The sequence below is a fragment of the Bradyrhizobium sp. cir1 genome, from assembly GCF_014198245.1.
GTDB lineage: Bacteria > Pseudomonadota > Alphaproteobacteria > Rhizobiales > Xanthobacteraceae > Bradyrhizobium.
In genome coordinates this window covers 161,608-179,035 of the sequence record NZ_JACIHE010000004.1, presented here as the reverse complement: position 1 = coordinate 179,035, position 17,428 = coordinate 161,608, and the positions used below count along the sequence as shown (strand labels likewise).

Sequence of the window (17,428 nt, the reverse complement as noted above, 5' to 3'; positions counted from 1 at the left end):
GCGGGTGGTCCGCCAGAGTTATGCGCGCCGATACTTGCCGGTGATGACCTCGATCTCGCGGCGGCGTTCGCCGGCGAAGGTCAGCAGCTTTTCGATCGTCAGCGTATCCGTGATCCTCTTGGCGAGCCGCTCGGCCCGCGCAGCCTGATCTTCGAGATACTGGATCGTGTTCAAGCGCCCGCCTCCCCAAAAGCCCCAAATTGGAGCCCCGAATTGTTTGGGCAGCCATGGTGCTTGAGAAGCGCCTAACAGCCGGTTAAGCGCGGAGCCTCACCTTTGGCGAAAACGCGTCTCATCGCACGACGTCGAGCCGGACATTGGCGAGGCCCTTGTCGACCATGCCGAGCGCCTCGGCCGCGGACGGCGAGATGTCGACCACGCGCCCGCGAACGAAGGGCCCGCGATCGTTGACCCTGACGGTCACGAAGCGGCCGGACGAAACGTCGGTCACGCGCAGCTTTGTGCCGAACGGCAGGCTCGGATGTGCCGCGGTCAATTCGTTCTTATCGAACTTCTCGCCGCTCGCGGTCTCCGTATCCGAGTAGAAGCTGGCGAGACCATGCGAGGCGGTTCGCCTTGCGTCACCGTCGGGGACACGCGCCCGGCTGATCGGCCGCGGATGCAGCGCCGCCACCCTGTGCGGCCGCTCGACCGCAGCCTGCCGGCTCGTGCCGGCGAGATCGGCTTTCTGGCGTCCGACCGGCGACTGCGCGCAGGCCGCGAGCGATGCGGCACCCAGGATCGCGAGCAGCAACCGGCTCGAGCTTGCCAGCGACATCCGGGCAGTTTCGGCACTTGCAATGCGAGACATGATGCGCCCTCCGAACAACCCCAAGTTTCGGTGGGCAATCAGGGCGGAACCTTGTCGGAACAAAAGCGGCCGTGCGGCCGCCATCGTTTCGACGCGGGCTGTGACGATTCCATCACAGTAGATGTCCTGAATCGGGACAGATCGCCGAAATATCAGCCCGATACGGTGCGAAAGATGATCGGACGCGCATCCGGCCGGGCCTCACCGGCACCTGTATCACCCTTCAGGAGCTGAATCAGTTCGCGCCGATAGAGCCGTCGCCAGCCGGTTTTCAGGCTGGCGAGAAAGTCGAGCTCTCTTTGCGTCAGCGTGCACATCGCGCCGTCAGCCGACGAGGCCTCCCATCGGTTTGATCTCAATGCTGCCTGGGAAGACCGTCTCGGCGAGCACCTTCTCCTCGACGCGCAGATGATCCCGGAGCAGGCCTTTCAGCACGGCACGCAAATCCGTGGTCGGCTTGAGATCGCGGTCCTCGAGAAGTTGCGCCGGCTTCAGGCCTGGCCAGTCCGCGATCACGCGGCCGCCGGCGAGCCCGCCGCCGATGAGGAAGGCGACCGTGCCGGTGCCGTGATCGGTGCCTTGCGTGCCGTTGATGCGCGCGGTGCGGCCGAACTCGGTGACGACGGCGACCACCGTCTCGTGCCACACGTCGCCCATGTTGCTTTCGATCGCCGCGAACGCGCCGTCGAGTGCGCCGAGCAGATTGTAGAGCTGGCCAGACGCTGCGCCTTCGGCGATGTGCGTGTCCCAGCCGACGAACCCCATCGCGCCGACGCGCGGGCCGTCGGGCTTGGCGAGATAGCGCGCGGCGGTGCCGGCGGCTTCAGTGAAATAGGCGCGCACGCGCGCGGCGCCGGGTGGCATCAGCGTCGGGTCATCCGACATCGGATCACCGGTTGCGGGCGCGCCACCGAGCGAAGCAAGCTTCATGCGCGCCTGGAGCACGGTCGCAAGCTTCGGATCGGTGTGCTGGTAGAGATCGAGCAGGCGGTTCTGCGTATCCTGGCTCGCCGGCAGGAGCTTTTGCGGCACCCACGTCATGACCGGCGCCGAGCCGCGCACCACCAGCGGCGTCACCGAGCCGATGCCGAGCGCACGGCTGCCGCGCGGGTCGACGCTGCCGCCGGACTCCATCGCGAGCAGCGCGCGGTTGAGCCATCCCGAAGCGGTCGCACCCGGCCTGGTGAATCCGCTCTCCAGCACGTCCTGGCCGTCGAAATGCGAACGCTCGCGATAGGGCGTGGCGGTGGCATGAACGATCGCGGCCTTGCCGCTCTTGTAGAGCCGATGCAGGTTCGGCATCGCCGGATTGAGCGCGAAGAAGGAATCGAGCGGCAGCGCCGGCGGCTTGCCGTCGAGCAGCAGCGCGCGATCGCCGCGCAAGGAGATCCAGTCGGGATCGCCGACCGGCGCGACCGCGCCCAATCCATCGAGCGCGCCGCGCAGGATGACGACGAGCAGGCGCGGATCGCGCCCTTCCGCGCGCGCGATCCGCGGCATCTGGCTCCATGCAAACAGCGCGCCGGAGCCGGCCAGAAGCTCGCGCCGCGTGGGCAGATGACGATCAAGGCCCATGCTCACCTCCTCTGAAAATCCGCCGACATGAACAGAAGCGCGAGCGCCTGCTGCCGGCTCTCGGCGCGGCCGACCGCCTGCTTCACCTCGGGTGCGATCTCGGACGCAAAGACGTCCTCGATGATGATCTGCGGATCGGCCATGCCGGTGATGCGTTCGGCAAAGTTGTTGGCGATGTCGAGCCGCCGGCCGACCCCGTCGATCCAGCTCGCCTCGTCGTCCGGATAGCCCTTGGGCGCGGACGGACGCCACAGCGCTTCGCCAAGCAGCGCCTGGCCGCCGGTGAAGCGGTCGGGATCGACGGTCGTGATACCGGTCGCGCGCACCATGCCGACGCCCCATTCGCCGGGCCGCTTGAGCTTCGAGCGCGGTCCGCGCCATGCGTCGTCCGACGACACCATCGCGATCGCGACCTGCTTGAGGTCGCCCTCTGTGTCGCGAAAGGTCTTTGCCATCTGCGCGATCAGCCCCGGCGGCGGCTCGTCGGCGACGAAGTGCCGCGCCAGCTTGGTCGCGACATGGGTCGCGGTGGCCGGATGCGCGGCGAGGTCGCGCAACACGGCACGGCCCTGCTCGGCGTCCTCCTGCTCGTAGCGCTTGCCGAGCACGGTCTGCCCGCCGGGCTCGTGCAGCCGCGGATTGAAAGTGAACTCGCCGCCATGCTCGGGATTGTCTCCGGGCGGCACCAGCGTCCATCCGGTCATGACATTGGCGAAGCTGATCACGTCGTCCTGGGTGTAGCCGGTGCGCACACCGAGCGTGTGCAGCTCCATGATCTCGCGCGCGATGTTCTCGTTGAGGCCGCGGCTGCGATTGATGCCTGCGATCGAGTTCGCGCCCATCGATTCCAGATTGTCGAGATAGAACAGCATCGCCGGATGGCCTTCGACGGCCAACAAAAGGTCGACGAAGCGACCGAGCGTGTTGGCGCGAACCGCCTCGCGCTCATAGGCGCCGGACATGCTCTGGATCTTGTTGGCCGAGACGCAGAAATGGTTGGACCAGAACCACACCAGCCGCTCGGCGAAGCCGATGTCGGCGACAAGCGCAGCTTCCGTGCGCAGCTTGGCTTCCTGCAAATACATCGGACGCCCGGGATCGGGGACGGCTTCAGCCGCCTGCTTCGCCGCCATCTCGGCGGCGTCCTTGTCCTGGCCCTGAGCTTGCGCCTGGTCTTCCGACATGGCCGGCGCGGCGGCCGCCATCTGCTTCCTGGCCTGCTGCTGCGCCTGCTTGACCCGCGCCGTCCGTCGCGCATTGGCGTCGGCAACGGTGCGGAATGCCTTTGCGCTGGTGGGAAGGCTCGCGGCGGCGGTCAGCACCAGCGGCCGGTCGAGCTCGGCGATCAGCGCGCCGCGCGGGTCTGTGCCCATTGCGGCGATCGATCCCGGCCGCGGCCCCATGCCGAAGCGATGAAGCGCAAGCACAGCCCCGGCCCTTGCAGAATTGCTCATGGCGAACGCCCAATTCTCCCGAGCCTGCCGACACCGCGCCGTACGAGGCTACGAACCGTAATGCTACAAATCGTAACACTTGAGATGTGCCCGGGCAAGCAGAGATTGCAGCATCCCCGTTCGGCTATCGCGCGCCGCCCATCCGATGCGACGGACGGGCGACCGCAACGATCTCTAGAAATTCGGCCCGAGCGCGATCTTGGTGATCGTGCCGTTCCTGACGCCGATCCGCCATTCCGCCGAGCCGTTGGCGAACTGGGCGATGTAGATGTCGCTGTCGAGCGCGGTGACGCCGCGGAACGACACCGCACGCAGCGCGCCGAGCCGCGCCAGGATGGCCTGGTCGAACGGAAGCTGCTGTCGCGTGATGTCGGCGACCTCAGGCGTCATGTGCTCGTAATCGGGCTGCCCCTTCCCGACGCCCTCGATGTAGCGGCGCAGCATCTCCTCGCCATTGGCGATCGGAACGGCGCGGCGCGCGGCGCGCCCCGGCTTTGCGCCGAGGTTTGAAGCTTCGACATTGTGGAAGCGCGTCTGCCGGCCCGGCATCAGGACCTCGAGACACCGCCCCGACTTGTCGGCGATCACCCAGGGATTGTTCACGGTGGTCGTGGCAGCCCAGCTCATGTTGGATCTGACCACGCTCTGGCTCTTGCGATTGCCGTCGGCATCGAGATTGAAGACGCGGATGTCGTCGCCCAGCTCGTTGTAGACCATGATCCTGATCGGCGAGGTACCGGCACGGCCGCGAACGCTCGCCTCCTCCGCGCAAGGCACGATGCCGCCGAGCTCGTCATTGCCGTCGGCGCGGAAGAATACGTCGCCGGCCTTGCCGTCCGGCTCGATCAACAGGCGGAATTCCGCGGTGCCGTTCTCGAACTTGGCGCCGTAGATGTCGTAGCCGCCGGGGCCGACGCCGCGGAAGAAGATCGACTCGAGCGCGCCGAGCGCCACGAACGTCGCCTGCGTCTCATTGAGCTGACGGTGGATCTTGGCAGCCAGCGGTGCGCTCATGCGATCGTAGTTCGGCATGCCCCGGCGCAGATCCTCGATCCCGCGCAGGATCATCTCCTTGCCGCCGGCGACGGGGACCTGTTCGCGGAAACGATCCGGGACCTCCACAACACGGCGCGCGAAGTCGGCCTCGATCGCCTGCGCCGCCGCCGCATCGATCCGCGGCGCCAGACGGGCGCCGAACACCGCATTCTGGACCAGCACGCGCGAGACCTTGGCCTGCTCGTCGCGCAGGAAGATCAGGAGGTTGTCGCCATGGATCGAGAAGACGTCGGCGCCTTCGGCGAGAAGTGCCGCCCGGCCCTGCACGGTTTCCTGCACCTGAAGCCGATCGCCGTCGCGACCCACTGTGAGAACGCGGTTCGGCGCGACCTTGTACCAGCCGACATATTGATCGAGTGGCGCCGGTCCAGTTGCCGGCGTCGGCACCTCGACGAGGCGAACCGCACGTATGTCGCGGCCGTTCATGCGCAGCACCAGCTCGGCCGAGCGGCGCTCCGCATCAGCCGAGAACGTGATCTCGCCAGACGAGGCCGCGTAGGACGCGGTGCCGTCACTCGCGACCGTCAGGCGCAATTTGCGCTGTCCGGTCAGCTGTCCATAGAGCTCGTCGCCCTCGCGGAAGATGGCGAACACCGAGGCCGGGCCCATCGCGTAGAAATTGACGAAGGGACGGTAATGCTGAGCAGGCACCTCGCCGCTATCCGCAACAGTAGGCGCAGGGTCCGGCGTGCGGTAGGCGATCATGCCGGTCGACACGATCACGGCCGGCACGATCGCGGCCGCGATCCACAGCCGCTTGCGCCAGCCAACCGCGACGGGCATCGCGGCGGCCGCGATGATGCGTTCGACACGGGCGCGCACAGTCGAGGCCCGCGCCATCGCGAGCTCGACCGGGCGCGGTTTCACGCTGCTGGCGAAATCGAGCAGGATCTCCGCATAGGACAGCCGGTCGTCGATCACCTCGATCGCCTGCGCGTCGCTGATGATCTCGGCGAGTTCGGCGAGATGCGCCAGTTGCCACCAGGAGAACGGGCTGAACCAGAACACCGCGCGATTGAGCGAGGCCAGTAGGAGGACGTAGAAATCGCGGTTGGCGACATGCGCACTTTCATGCGCGAGCACCGCGAGGCGCTTCTTCGCATCCCACCTTGCGAATTGCGGCGGCACCAGAATGGTCGAGCCGAAGGTGACGGGACCGCCGACGTCGCGGCTGACGCGGATATCGGCATCGATCAACTGCGCACCCTTCATCGGCTTCGCCGCGCGCGCCAGGCGCCAGGTCAGGCCGAGGCCGATGGCGAGCCGCAGCAGCAACAGGCCGGCGACGCCGGCATAGACGATCGTCGCCGCCAGCCACCAGTCGATCGAGACGCCGCCTCTCGCCGGCGGCGCGGCGACGGCGAGAGGCGTGATCGGCAGCGCCGGCTGCGGCGTCTCCAGCATCGCGATATCGGCCGGCCACAATTCGCCCGGCACCGGCATGGACGAGGGCAACCGGTCGATGGTGAGCGTCGGCCAATGCATCACGAATGGCATCGCGAGCGAGGCCATCAGCACGACGACCCACGCCGTCATGTGGACGTGCGGATTGCGCACGCGAAACAGGGTGAGACCGAACCAGACGACGCCTCCCAGCACAAAGGAGCGCAGCGCCGCCTCCGCCAGAGTTGCGATCATTCTTTCTTCACTCCCCTCGCTTTCTTCGCCTTGGCCACCTGGTCGGCCAGCGAGCGCAATTGCTGCTGGTCGAGCATCTTGTTGTCCACCATGCCGACGAGGACCTCCTCGATCGAGCCGTTGCAGAACCAGTCGACGATGCGCTGCACCGCCTTCGCGGCAACGCGCGCGCGGGGTTCGGCGGCGTGGTACACGTAGGTGCGGCCGTCCACCGTGTGGTTGACATAGCCTTTTTCTTCCAGCCGGCGCAGCACCGTGCGCACCGTGGATTCCTTCAGGCGCCGCGACAACCGCTCACGCACGATTTCGGCCGTAACAGGACCATGGGCCCAAACCAGTTGCATGACCTCATGCTCGAGGTCGCCGAGTTCGGGCAAACGATCGTCCATGGCACCTGACCTTGCGGATTGAGTTTTCTTGTAACGCTACAGACTGTCGCATATACGGCCGCGCAACACAACGGCGATTCTACCTGAAATGGTGTTGATGGGCTGACCTGACGGGGGTCTAGAAGCCTCTGAGGAGTCGGATGGAGCTCCGACGCGATTGGCAGAGTGCCCTGCCCCTCACCCGGATCGCACCGGACCATGCTTCGCATCGCCGGGGCAATCCGACCTCTCCCCGCAGAAGAGCGGGGAGAGGTTAAGAAGCGTCAGCGCGAACCATGTGGCTAGTCATCCGACGTCAGGGACGCGCCACTCTCACGCTCCCTCGCCCCGTTCTTACGGGGCCGCGACGAGCTTCGCTCGCGCTGAGAGGGTGGGGTGAGGGGCTATCTCCGCGAACTCGACTCGAGTTGTGGCGCTCAGTACTTCGGCTCGTACATCTGCGACTGCACCAGGGCCCTGACGTCATTGGGCGCGGGTCCGTCGGCGAGGCCGCGCTGATAGGCGACGTCGGCCACCGCGGCTGCGATGCGGACCGAGACCTCACGGATGCGGGGCAGCGCCGGATAGAGGCTGCCCTGGGCGAGGTCCTCCTTGCCGACGCAATCGGCGAGCGTATGGGCGGCCGCCATGAACATCTCGTCCGTCACTAGCTTGGAGCGGCTGGCGATGACGCCGAGGCCGACGCCGGGGAAGATGTAGGAATTGTTGCCCTGGCGCGGCACGAAGGTGCGACCGCTGAGCGTGACCGGATCGTACGGGCTGCCGCAGGCGAACAGCGCGCGGCCCTCGGTGTAGCGATAGGCATCCTCCGCCGAGCATTCCGCCTTCGAGGTCGGATTGGACAGCGCGAACACGATCGGCTGCTCGTTGAGCTCGGCCATCGCCTTCAGCACCTCTGGCGTGAAGGCGCCGCCGACCGCGGCGACGCCGATGATCGCCGTCGGCTTCAGCGTCCTGATGGCGGTGAGGAAGTCGGAGATCGGCGCCTGGCCGGCATGGGCATAGCGCAGCTTGTGGCCGGAAAGGCCCTCACGGCCGCTGACGACGAGGCCGCGGGAATCCACCAGCCAGTTGCGCCGGAGCGCTTCGGCTTCCGTCGCGCCCTCCGCCATCATGGCGGAGACCACGAGATCGGCAATGCCGGTCGCCGCCTCGCCCGCGCCGAGGAACAGTATCTTCTGATCCGTCAGCTTGCCGCCGGAAATGCGCAAGGCCGAGAACAGGCCGGCGAGTGCCACCGCCGCAGTGCCTTGGATGTCGTCGTTGAAGACGCAGGCCTCGTCGCGATATTTGTGCAGCAGCTTGAACGCCGAGTGATTGGCGAAATCCTCGAACTGGATCAGCACGTCCGGGAACGTCTTCCGCGCCGCCTGCATGAACTCGTCGACGAAGCTGTCATAGGCCTCGCCCGAGAGCCGGCGCTCGCGCAGGCCGAGATAATACGGATCGTTCAGGAGCTCTTCGTTGTTGGTGCCGACGTCGAGCACAACAGGCAGGCACAGTTCGGGATGCACGCCGGCGCAGGCCGAATAGAGCGAGAGCTTGCCGACCGGAATGCCCATGCCGTTGGCGCCGAGATCGCCGAGGCCAAGGATGCGCTCGCCGTCGGTGACGACGATCAGCTTGGCCTGATAGGGCCAGTTCTTCAGGATCTCGGCGATCTGGCCGCGATCGCGCGAGGAGATGAACATGCCGCGCGGCCGCTGGAAGATCAGGCCGAATTTCTGGCAGGCGAGCCCGACGGTCGGCGTGTAGATGATCGGCTGGATCTCGTCGATATTGTCGACGACGACACGGAAGAACAGCGCCTCGTTACGGTCATGCAGCGCGTTCAGCGCGACGTATTTTTCGAGGTCGGTCGGCAGCGCGCGCAGATTGACGAGCACGCGCTGAGATTGCGTCTCCATCGTCAGCACGCAGGGCGGCAACAGGCCGCGCAGGCCGAGTGTGGCACGCTCCGCTTCCGTGAAGGCAGTGCCCTTGTTGAGCAAGGGGTCGCGCAGCAGCGTCATGCCGTGCGATTGATCGGACGATGAAGGCTGGGCAACGACCCGGGCAGGTCTATTCACGAATTCCCCCAAGGAGCTTTTGATTGAACGGCGGACATTGTCGGCCAGCGTTCCCCAGAGATCAAGGACGTTGCCCTCGCCGCGTCGATTGTGATCTCGCACCGCAGCGAGACTGCTCGAAAGACCGGCAGTTACGCGCAAAAGGGTTAACGCGGCGCCTGCACTCTCTTCCTCGTCATTCCGGGGCGCGCGTTAGCGCGAACTATGGTGCGCAATTGCACACCATAGTTCGCGACTTCGTCGCGCCCCGGAATGACGGGAATGTTCCGGGATAGGGATGTCTGACGTTGCAGCTACTCAGGCTTGATGTCCGCGGCCTTCACGATCGGCCACCATTTCTCGGTCTCGGCCTTCTGGAAAGCGGCGAGCGCTGCGGGCGTTTGCTGGTCTACAGGCGGTATCTCCTGCCCGAGTTCGCCAAAGCGCCGCTTGACGGAAGCATCCGCAAGCACGGCGACGATGGCCGCGTTGAGCTTCGTGACGATCTCCTTCGGCGTGTTCTTCGGTGCCCAGATGCCGTGCCAGTAGGAAATATAGAGCCCGGGCAGGCCCGCCTCGTCGACAGTCGGAATATCAGGTGCAGATGCAAGCCGTGTCGGCGAGGTCACGGCGAACGCCTTGATGGCGCCGTTCTTGTATTGCGGCAGCGAGTTCGACGCCTGGTCGAACATGATGTCGATCTGGCCTGCGACCAGATCGATCATCGCCGGCCCGGCACCGCGATAGGGCACGAACTGGAAGTCGGTCCCGGTCTTCTCCTTGAAGAAGACGCCGGCGACATGGGCGCCGGTGCCCGCGCCGGCGGTCCCGGCGGTGGCCTTGCCGGGGTGGGCCTTCAGCCACGCGATCATGTCCTTGAGGTTGTTGGCCTCGAGCGACTTCCGGCCGACGATGAGCTGCGTGCCCATCGCGATGGTCGCAACCGGCTCGAAATCGGCGACCACGTCATAAGGCAGCTTGAGGATCGCGCCGTTGAGCACATGCGTGCCCCAATGGCCGATGGTAACAGTGGTGCCGTCAGGCGCCGCACGTGCGACGCGGGCGCCGGCGATGCTGCCGGACGCACCCGCCACGTTCTCGACCACGACCGTCGTGTGCAGCTCGGCCGCGATCCGCTCCGACAGGATCCGCGCCAGCGTGTCGGTCGGGCCGCCCGCGGCGAACGGCACGACGAGGGTGATGGGGCGCGACGGAAACGGCTGCGCGTTGCCGGGTGCGGCCCACGCCGCGCATCCGATCAACGCGCAAATGACGAACACATGACCGCGACATCCGGCCCACAGCCCCCGCATCATCGTCTCCACCCTTTTTTGCCGCCCGCATGTTGTCAGCAGGCTGAGGCTGGAGTGAACGCTGCCGGGCGAGCGCAGGCAAGCTGGAATTTCGCGGAGCTTCTATCCGGCCGCCCGCCGCGGCGTCAGATTGGCGGCCCCCTCTGCCGGCGGCGCGATCTGCATCAGAATGGTCTGGGCGGAGGACGCGACCTCGATGCCGTTCTGCTGGAAGCGCAGCTTCATGCGGCGGTTGAACTCGCGCTGCACCGGCCAGCGGCCGGCCTCGGTGCAGCGGATCTGGCCGACGATCGACACCATCGCGCCGTCGACCTTGTCGACGCCCCACAGCTCGAGATCGCCGCGGATCAGCGCGCGGAAGTCCGCTTCGCGTCGCATCTCGTCGACGATGTCCTTGAGGATCTGGCCGGCGCGATCGGTGTCCTCCTTGTAGGCGACGTTGACGCTGACGGAGGCGTTGCCGGCGCCGCGGCTGGCATTGGTAATGGTGGTGACCGCGCTGAACGGCACGATGTGCACGGCGCCGTCGCCGGCGCGAAGCCTGATGGTGCGGATCGAGACGTTCTCGACGACGCCCGAGAGCCCCGAGACGCTGACGGTGTCTCCGACCTGCACCGTGTTCTCCAGCAGCAGGAACAGGCCGGTGATGAGATCCTGCACCAGCTTCTGCGAACCGAACCCGATCGCGATGCCGACGATGCCGGCGCCCGCCAGCAGCGGGGCGACATTGACGCCGATCTCGCTCAACGCCGTGAGGCCGACGACGGTGGCGATCAGGCAGAGCAGCGCGGTGCGCAGCATCGGCTGGAAGGTGCGCAGGCGCGCCGCGCGGGCATAGTGCCCGTCCCTGGACAGCGCATTGATCTGGCGGTCCAGCAGCGCATTGCTGATTTCCCAGATCGCCGCAGCGATAAATACGGCAATGCCGATCGTCACCATCGCCGAGATCAGCCGGCCGCCGATCTGGCCGCCATAGAACCAGACGATGGCATCGACGCCCCAGACCTCGAGCACGGCCACGAAGCCGATGAAGGCGATCACACCCGAGACGAGCTTGCGCAGCAGCGGCAAATAGCGGTTGGCACGGATCTCCAGCCCCGGGAAGCGCTGAAGGATCTCCGGATTGATGCGGAAGCCGCGGTCGATCAGGCCCAGCGTCACCATGATGGCGACGCGCGTCATCAGCGCCACCACGACGGTCCCGACGAAATATTGCAACAGCAGCGAATAGCCGTTGCGGATGTTCAGCGCCCACACCGCCCACAGCGCGAGATCAAGCGCGATCGCAAGATAATGCCAGCCGCCGGCGATGCGATTGCGCAGGCGTGCCGCAATGCCCTGCCGTTCGGCGGGCGCGCGAATGGCGTCCGCAACCTGGCGGCGGCATTGCAGGACGATGACGACGACGAAGAGATGCACGACCAGCATCACCATGCGCAGCAGCGCGGCATAGCCGGTGCGGGGCAAGCCGAGCAGGAGCGCAACATTGGCAAAGGCGATGCCGGACACACCGACGCCGACGATGCGGCGGGCCCAGATCTCGACATAGGCCGCGGTCTCGGCACGGGCCGGAAACAGGCCAAACGGTCCCGCCAGGGCACGAACGACGCAGATGAGCCCGCGCGAGAACGCATAGGCGTTCACGACCGCGAGGATCACGAGGCGGACGGTGGCGGGTTCGCCGATCTCCGTTCCGAGCAGCGCGGTCGCCAGACCAACGAAAATGAACACCGGCAGCAGCTCGAGCACGAGCCGTCCGACCACGAAGGGCAGCCGCAGCAGCAATTGCCAGACGCGCGCGAGGCTGTGACGATGCTTCTGCAATTCGGGCGCGGGAGTGACGTCGGCCACCGAGGACGGCGGCTCGGCAATTGGGAGCGCCTGCGCCGACAGGCGTAAGGTCTGCGGCACGCGTCCTTCGAGGAAGGCAACGGGACGCCGGATCAGACGGAAGATCACCCACTCCGCGGCGAAGGCACAGCCGAACACCAGCGCGAGTTTCCAGGCGATCTCGATCAGGAGATTATAGGCGGTGGGATCGTTCGCGGTCCGCACGATCCAGTAATAGAACGCCGGGAAATTGGTGAGCGTCCGAGCCATGTCGGCGACATCGCGCGAGATCTCGCCGATCTCCTCCGACACCGTGAGCAGGAGCTGTGCGCCGAGGCCGTCGGCCGAAAGCGGGATCGGCGATTTCTGTTCAGGCGGCGGAGCCGCCGACTGCTCCTGACCCGACGCATTCGCAATCGTGCGCAACGTGGCGATCATCTGCGCGCGCTTCTTGTCGTCCTGAAGGGTTTCCAGCGCGCGCTTCGCCTCATCGGGCGACAGCGCGTTCGCACCCTTGACATCAGGCGCGGGCTGCTCGGCGCGAGTCGGGACGAAAGACACGATGGCGAGGAAGAGCGCTGCGAGAAGCGCCGGGACAAGCTTATGCGACACGCGGATTCCCTGAATAAAATGAATGCGCCTGCGGCGACGGGACCGTCGCCGCCGAAGCGCATGCGTCATGTCGGATGACCGCTATTCGCCCCGACCCTGTGTCGGAAGTTGGCCTTTGAGGCGACATTCTCTTGGCATTTGCCGCAATGCAGGAGCCAGAAACTCCGCGTCCAACCCGGCGAAATGCCGACGTGTAGGAACGCATCGATGGAACCGATGCTCACGCCAAAACCTCTCCCGTCATTCCGGGAGGACACCGGAATGACGGCGAAGAGGAGGAGAAGACATGATGCCAAATGCCGGCGCGACCTCGTGAGGTCCGCGCAACGCGAGCGTGTCAGAATCACAGCGCCGGGAAGGTAGGGGCTATGCCTCACTGATGCAGCCCGCTAAACCTTGACCCGGCGTGCCGTTCGCGGTTTCCGCCGCTATGCGATAGTCCGAACGAGCTCCATCGCAATTAACGCGGCTGGATTTGCGGAGGTGGTGTCATAGACCTCCCCTTGCTCATGAGGTGGACGTTACGCGTCGCGTATTCGCGACTTTGGCGATGCTCCTCCTGAGACACAAAACTGTCAAGCAGGATCGATGACTGAAGGATCACATTTGAACGCGCGAGTTCCCTGAACCACTGCGTCCCAACATATGAACTGCCGGCCGCATTCGCCAATCGCGAGCGCTTCCGCGCGGAGTCGCGGACATCGAGGAGGCCGCGGGGCATGGTGACATCATGCCCCTGTTTTGCCCGACGGGTCAAACAAAATTCTTTAAATCCGAACAAGAGCGGCCCAACCAGGCAAGCCATTGATTCCGCTATCCTCGGCTACTGTGCATGGGGTTGTTTTCGAACTCTTTTGTCGATGGCCGGCTCAGCGGTCTAGAGAAACATGCCTGCCAGGTCGACCGTCGAGGACTTTCCGATCTGGTCGAAGTTGCGCGCCAGCCAGCTTCGCGCCGCCTCGCGGCCCTCGTCGCGCAGGCGACACAACAGGCTCCATTCGGGGTGGAACTGCGTGGCCGTGCCGAGCTGCGACATCAATTGGTCGTTGCCAATCCAATGCATGTACATGCGGCTATGCCTGTCGCTGTCGAGTTCGCCGTCGTCGATCAGCCGCGTGGCGAAGGCGATCGCGCGCATCTCGCGCATCAGGGACGAATTGAAGCTGATCTCGTTGATGCGGTGGAGGACATCGGCTGCACTGGTCGGCAGCTCGTCGCGCCGGATCGCCGTGACCTGCACGATGATGACGTCGTGACTGCCCTTGCGGTAGATCAACGGATAGATCGCAGGATTGCCAAGATAGCCGCCATCCCAATAGTGCTCGCCGTCGATCTCGACGGCCTGGAAATAGGGCGGCAGGCAGGCCGAGGCGAGCACGGTGTCCGCAGTGAGCAGCGGGCTCTGGAACACTTTGATCTTGCCGGTGCGGACGTTGGTGGCGTTGAGAAACAGCTGCGGCGCCTCGGGCGAGGAATTGAGCCGGTCGAAATCGACCACGCGCTGCAGCAGCGAGCGAAGCGGATTGAAATGAAAGGGATTGAGCAGGCCCGGCGGCAGCGTGTGCGTCAGCGTGTGGATGACGGCGTGGACCGGATGATATTCCGGCGGCAGCCTCAAGGCCTGGATCCACTGGTTCAGAGGCGACATCAAATCGTACGCCATGTCCATGCGCGACACTTCGTACCAGAATGCGTGCAGGCTCTCCCGCGCGGCTTCCGCACCTCCGTGCGCCATGCCGGAGGCCATCGCGACCGCATTCATGGCGCCGGCGCTGGTCGCGCTGATCGCCTCGATCGCGAGCCTGCCATCTTCGAGCACCTGGTCGAGCACGCCCCAGACGAAGGCGCCGTGCGCGCCGCCGCCCTGGAGCGCGAAGTTGACGTTCTTGCAGTTCGTGGTCCCGTTGGCTGTCACTTTGCTTTCTTCTTGCCTCCCGCCCCTTCTTTCTCCAGCGCCATGCGCACCTGCTTGAATTCCTCCAGCGAGGCCTTGTCGGCGCGGGGAAAGCGCAAGTCGAGCTTTTCGAGCGCGGCATTGATCACCGAGCCGATCACGACGCGGGCGAACCATTTGTGGTCGGCGGGCACGACGTACCAGGGCGCATGGGAGGTCGCCGTATGCCGGACAATGTCCTGGTAGACCGCCTGGTAGCGCGGCCACAGCGCGCGCTCGTTGATATCGTCCATGGAGAATTTCCACTGCCTGGCCGGATCCTCCAGCCGGTCGAGGAAGCGCTCGCGCTGCTCGCCCTTGGACACGTTGAGGAAGAACTTCAGCACCACGGTGCCGTTGCGGCAGAGATAGCGCTCGAATGCGGAGATGTCCTCAAACCGCTCCTTCCAGATGTTCTTGGTGACGAGCCTCGAGGGCAGCTTCTCCTTGGCGAGGATCTCGGGGTGCACACGCGTCACCAGGCATTCCTCGTAATGGGAACGGTTGAAGATGCCGATACGGCCGCGCTCGGGCAGCGCGATGACGTGGCGCCAGAGGAAGTCGTGGTCGAGCTCCTTGCTGCTCGGCGCCTTGAAGGCCGTGACTTCGCAGCCCTGCGGATTGATGCCCTCGAAGATCGCCTTGATCGCACTGTCCTTGCCGGCTGCATCCATGGCCTGGAACACGATCAGCAGCGACCAGCGATCCTGGGCGTAGAGCTTCTCCTGAAACTCGACCAGCCGCTTCTTGTTGGCGTCGAGAATCGCGAGCGCCTTCTCCTTGTCGAGATCGCCCCTCTCGTCGGTCTTGTGGTCCTTGAGGTGAAACTTGCCCGAGCCATCGTAGCGGAATGGCGTGACGTAGCGGTCAAGCTCCTGGGCGAGCGATTTGGACGGCTTCTTGCTCATGAGCGCGGGATACCTTGCGTTGCGGCTTCAGTCGGTCGAGCAAGCTACCAAGGATGCCCTTGGGAAGGAATATGATGAAGAGCACGAGCAGCACGCCGTAGACGAGATTGTCCCAGCCGACCGCCTTGGTGCCGAAGCCGATGCGCAGGGTCTCGGCCAGGAGGATGGTGATGATGGCGCCGACGGTCGGGCCGAGCGAGACGAACAGGCCGCCGACGATCGCCGCGAATACCATCTGCAGCGACACCGCGATGCCGCTGACCGTGTCGGGGGTGATGAACATCTGGTACTGGCAGTAGATCGCGCCCGCGAGCGCCGTCATCAACGCGCTGAGCAGCGTGATCTTCAGCTTCTCGGCGGTGACGTCGACGCCGGCCGCGGCCGCGGCGTCCTCGTCCTCCGAGATCGCCTCCAGGGCATAGCGGGCCATGCTGCGGTCGACCAAGTGCCAGACCACGATGCCGAACAGCCAGACCGCGAGCGCGATCAGGTACCAGGTCGTCTTGTCGTCGAATTGCAGCGCCAGCAGCTTGTTGCCCGAGGCGCGGTTCGGGGTGTAGCCGAGCGAGCCGCCAGTATAGTCGCGCGTCGCGGTGATGACCTGAAGCACGATGCCTGACAGCGCCAGCGTCACCAGCACGAAATAATGCCCGGTGATGCGGAAGCGGAAGCAGGGATAGCCGACGATCAGCGCCAGCGCGCCGGCCGCCGCCATGCTGATGGGAATGCCGATCCATGGCGACAGCCCCAGGTGATTCCACAATAGCGCGGTGACGTAGGCGCCAATCCCCATGAAGCCGCCATGTCCGAGCGAGACCAGGCCGAACCGCCCCATCATCGACCAGGAGGTATAGGCGAACGACCAGATCAGGATCAGCACCAGGATGTGCAGATGATAGGGATCGCGATAGACGAAGGGCAGCGCAATCAGTGCCGCCAGCCCCATCCCCCATGCAGCGAGACGTCCCTGTCCCATCATCGGCGCCTCGCAAGCAGGCCCGCGGGCCGGATGAACATCATGACGATGAAGAAGGCGAAGGCGAGCACATAGCCCCATTCGAGGTCGGAGAACAGGCCGCCGAGCGAGATGATCTCGGCGAAGACGAACGCCGCGATGAAGCCGCCGATGAAATTGCCGAGCCCCCCGAGCACGCAGATCAGGAAGGTGATCGGCCCGAAGGAGAGGCCGACGAAGGGGTGCACGTCATATTGCAGCACGAGCAGGCAGGCGGCGAGCCCGGCCAGCCCGCCGCCAATGGCCGACGTAATGAGATAGATGCGCCTGGTGTCGACGCCCATCAACGCCATGATCTGGCGGTCCTGCGAGATGGCGCGGATCGCGGTGCCGGTGAAGGTGCGCGTCATGAACAGATAGACGGCGACCATGCCGACCAGCGCGGCCAGAAACGAGAGCAGCCGCGCGTAGCTGAAATTCATGTCGCCGAAGGCGAGCACCGGCAGGCGGATGCCGAGATTGCGGAAGTCGATGCCGAAGGCGACGGTGGCAAAGCTCTGCAGCACGAACAGCACGCCGCCGGTTGCGAGCAGCTGGTTGATCGGGGGCGCCGTGAGCAGCGGCGCGATCACGAGGTAGTGCAGCGCCGCGCCGAGGACGGCAACCAGCAGGATGGTGAGCGGGGCCGCGACGAAATAGCTGACGCCGTAGTACTGCACCATGAAATACATGGCGTACATGCCGATCATCACCAGCTCGGCATAGCAGATCCAGGTCACGTCGATGACGCCGAAGATCAGGTTGAGTCCGAGCGCGAGCAGCGCCAGCACGCCGCCGAGCAGGATGCCGTTGATGACGGCCTCCAGTAGATAGATGTCGAAAATGTCCAGGAACGCCTGCATGCCC

General features: G+C 65.3%; 14 protein-coding genes. All 14 read right to left on the bottom strand.

The features are described from left to right. Positions 1-18: 18 nt before the first annotated feature. The gene (locus tag GGD63_RS11645) at positions 19-174 is read right to left on the bottom strand and encodes a hypothetical protein (protein WP_018640808.1); all 156 of its coding nucleotides are present in this window, start codon (positions 172-174) and stop codon (positions 19-21) included. Between the two features lie 118 nt (positions 175-292). Further along, a complete protein-coding gene (locus GGD63_RS11640; RefSeq protein WP_183241939.1) occupies positions 293-811 on the bottom strand; it encodes a septal ring lytic transglycosylase RlpA family protein in 519 nt (172 codons plus the stop codon). Positions 812-963: 152 nt separating this feature from the next. Then, a complete protein-coding gene (locus tag GGD63_RS11635; RefSeq protein WP_183241937.1) occupies positions 964-1,128 on the bottom strand; it encodes a hypothetical protein in 165 nt (54 codons plus the stop codon). 7 nt (positions 1,129-1,135) lie between these two features. Beyond that, positions 1,136-2,386, bottom strand: coding sequence for a DUF1501 domain-containing protein (locus tag GGD63_RS11630; protein WP_183241935.1), 1,251 nt, complete (start codon positions 2,384-2,386; stop codon positions 1,136-1,138). Positions 2,387-2,388: 2 nt separating this feature from the next. Continuing rightward, positions 2,389-3,840: a DUF1800 family protein gene (locus tag GGD63_RS11625; protein ID WP_183241933.1), complete on the bottom strand. Its 1,452-nt coding sequence runs from the start codon at positions 3,838-3,840 to the stop codon at positions 2,389-2,391. 174 nt (positions 3,841-4,014) lie between these two features. After that, complete coding sequence (locus tag GGD63_RS11620) at positions 4,015-6,534, bottom strand: M56 family metallopeptidase (RefSeq protein WP_183241931.1); 2,520 nt, start codon at positions 6,532-6,534, stop codon at positions 4,015-4,017. After that, the gene (locus GGD63_RS11615) at positions 6,531-6,923 is read right to left on the bottom strand and encodes a BlaI/MecI/CopY family transcriptional regulator (protein WP_183241929.1); all 393 of its coding nucleotides are present in this window, start codon (positions 6,921-6,923) and stop codon (positions 6,531-6,533) included. Before GGD63_RS11615 ends, GGD63_RS11620 begins: the two co-directional genes overlap by 4 nt. 416 nt (positions 6,924-7,339) lie before the next feature. Further along, complete coding sequence (locus GGD63_RS11610) at positions 7,340-8,992, bottom strand: NAD-dependent malic enzyme (protein ID WP_312013175.1); 1,653 nt, start codon at positions 8,990-8,992, stop codon at positions 7,340-7,342. A gap of 293 nt (positions 8,993-9,285) precedes the next feature. Continuing rightward, positions 9,286-10,284 carry a tripartite tricarboxylate transporter substrate binding protein gene (locus GGD63_RS11605; RefSeq protein WP_183242327.1) on the bottom strand — a complete coding sequence of 333 codons (999 nt, stop codon included), beginning with the start codon at positions 10,282-10,284 and terminating at the stop codon, positions 9,286-9,288. A 102-nt stretch (positions 10,285-10,386) separates the two neighbouring features. Further along, positions 10,387-12,726 carry a mechanosensitive ion channel domain-containing protein gene (locus GGD63_RS11600; RefSeq protein WP_183241925.1) on the bottom strand — a complete coding sequence of 780 codons (2,340 nt, stop codon included), beginning with the start codon at positions 12,724-12,726 and terminating at the stop codon, positions 10,387-10,389. Between the two features lie 877 nt (positions 12,727-13,603). Then, the gene (locus GGD63_RS11595; RefSeq protein ID WP_183241924.1) at positions 13,604-14,641 is read right to left on the bottom strand and encodes a patatin-like phospholipase family protein; all 1,038 of its coding nucleotides are present in this window, start codon (positions 14,639-14,641) and stop codon (positions 13,604-13,606) included. Next, entirely contained in the window at positions 14,638-15,567 is a 930-nt protein-coding gene (locus GGD63_RS11590) for a polyphosphate kinase 2 family protein (protein WP_183241922.1), read from the bottom strand. The genes GGD63_RS11595 and GGD63_RS11590 overlap by 4 nt, the downstream gene beginning before the upstream one ends. After that, complete coding sequence (locus tag GGD63_RS11585) at positions 15,527-16,546, bottom strand: branched-chain amino acid ABC transporter permease (RefSeq protein WP_183241920.1); 1,020 nt, start codon at positions 16,544-16,546, stop codon at positions 15,527-15,529. The genes GGD63_RS11590 and GGD63_RS11585 overlap by 41 nt, the downstream gene beginning before the upstream one ends. Then, positions 16,543-17,424: a branched-chain amino acid ABC transporter permease gene (locus GGD63_RS11580; RefSeq protein ID WP_183241918.1), complete on the bottom strand. Its 882-nt coding sequence runs from the start codon at positions 17,422-17,424 to the stop codon at positions 16,543-16,545. Before GGD63_RS11580 ends, GGD63_RS11585 begins: the two co-directional genes overlap by 4 nt. Between the last annotated feature and the right edge of the window lie 4 nt (positions 17,425-17,428).